The organism is bacterium (assembly GCA_024224155.1).
GTDB lineage: Bacteria > Acidobacteriota > Thermoanaerobaculia > Multivoradales > JAHEKO01 > CALZIK01.
In genome coordinates this window covers 1-1614 of record JAAENP010000396.1, presented here as the reverse complement: position 1 = coordinate 1614, position 1614 = coordinate 1, and the positions used below count along the sequence as shown (strand labels likewise).

General features: G+C 64.4%; 2 protein-coding genes. Both read right to left on the bottom strand.

Annotation, left to right across the window (positions count from 1 at the left end):
• Positions 1–704: 704 nt before the first annotated feature.
• Positions 705–1151, bottom strand: a complete 447-nt coding sequence (locus tag GY769_19960) for a PIN domain-containing protein (protein MCP4204197.1) — start codon at positions 1149–1151, stop codon at positions 705–707.
• Between the two features lie 3 nt (positions 1152–1154).
• Positions 1155–1442 carry a hypothetical protein gene (locus tag GY769_19955; GenBank protein MCP4204196.1) on the bottom strand — a complete coding sequence of 96 codons (288 nt, stop codon included), beginning with the start codon at positions 1440–1442 and terminating at the stop codon, positions 1155–1157.
• Positions 1443–1614: the final 172 nt, after the last annotated feature.

The following is a 1614-nucleotide window of genomic DNA, read 5'->3' as shown; positions in this document are numbered from 1 at the left end:
TCCTCGACTTCGAGGTAGTCGTTCGCGACGCGCTGGCGAACGACGTAGGCGCCGTCGATGTAGGCGGCGCGCTGGGCCTCGGTCTTCCCCGGCGCGGGGCACTTCCGGAGCATCGCCATCGGCATCATGGCCCGTGCACCGCTTGGCGTCGAGGCGATCCGTAAGCAGCACCCACATGATCGCCCGAACCACACCAAGAAATCTCCGGCACCGGCGGTCCACGCCGCGACCAAGGCGCTCCGAAAGCAAATGAAGGAAGCCTACCGGCTCTTCGTCGAGGCCTACCGAGAGGCAGCTGCCAGCCTCCGCGCCGGGAATCTCGAGGCGGCATTCCCGCCCGGCTGCTTTCCGCCGCCTCGGCCTTTCGTCCCGGCGAATGCCGCGCTGCCATATGGCAGAGCAGGTCCGGCAAGGGCGCCCGGGTAACGTCGGTCGCTGGCCGGTCACAGCTCACCGGTCGAGTCTCAGTCCTCAGTCCCCTCCCGGCTTCGTCGCCTCGCGCGTGGCCGTGGCGAGGTGCGCCTACGAGTTGCGGAAGGTACTGGAAATCGTGCTCGGCCAGCCGATCTCAGCGCCTTCCTGGAAGCACGACGGCGAGGAACGCCGCCTCGTGGCGGTGCGCGGCGAGGGGAAGGCCCTTGCAGGCAACACGAGTTGGCCAGTGTCGCTGATTCGTTGCCGATTCGCGTGGCACCTTAACGCATTCAAACCTCCATGCTGCTGAGGGCTTGGCGAAGGTCCTCGAGAAACGAAAGCGTGTCGCAGGTCTTGAAGGAGTAATGCCGGCTCACCGCGGTGAGATGTCGGTCGTAGCTGACGAGATGCGTTGCTCTTCCGTTGTCGGCACACAGCAGGAAGGCGATGTCGTCAGCGTCGACAGGGTAGACGGGCATATGGAAGTGCGCGATGTAGACTTCGACGCCGAGCTCGACGAGTGACCGCAGGAAATCCTTGATGGCAGCCTCGGGGATCGCCTTCTCGAGAAGCTTCTCGGTGTACTCGAGGAGCGTGTCCTGTGAGAAGAGGATCGTGAACGCCCCGGCCTTCCAGCGCTCGAACAATTCCCTGTTGGGGCTGGAGGGGCCTGCGCTGAGCTCCGCGGCGAGCAGGATGTTGGTGTCGGGTACGGCTCGTAGCGTGGTCGTGACCACCTATCACTTCACCCGCCCGAGCTCTCGCTGGAAAGACTCGAAGTCCGCCAGCGCGTCACTCCGGCCGTACCCTTGCCGTTTTCTCTCGGCGTGCTCGGCACGAGCCTCGTCGACGATCCGGATCGCCTCTTTCGAGTACGTTCTGGTGGCCCCGAACCGCACTCTGTCGCCATGCTTTTGCAGCAGCACAGAGATGTCTGCATCGCCATCGAGGAGGTCGGTGATGATCTCCGGATGGGCCTTCAGGTGCGCCAAAGGCAGGTCTTGCAGCTTGTCGAGTTTCGGTTGCATCTCGGTTCTCCTCGGGGTCGGCGTCGGCCCACGAACCTGATCCTACCTCAAGTCGAGCTGCGAGGAGATCCTGGAGATCGTCCTCGACTTCGAGGTAGTCGTTCGCGACGCGCTGGCGAACGACGTAGGCGCCGTCGATGTAGGCGGCGCGCTGGGCCTCGGTCTTCCCCGG

Coding starts and splice junctions, on each gene's coding strand:
- GY769_19955 (MCP4204196.1), bottom strand. CDS start 1,442: ATGCAACCGAAACTCGACAAGCTGCAAGACCTGCCTTTGGCGCACCTG.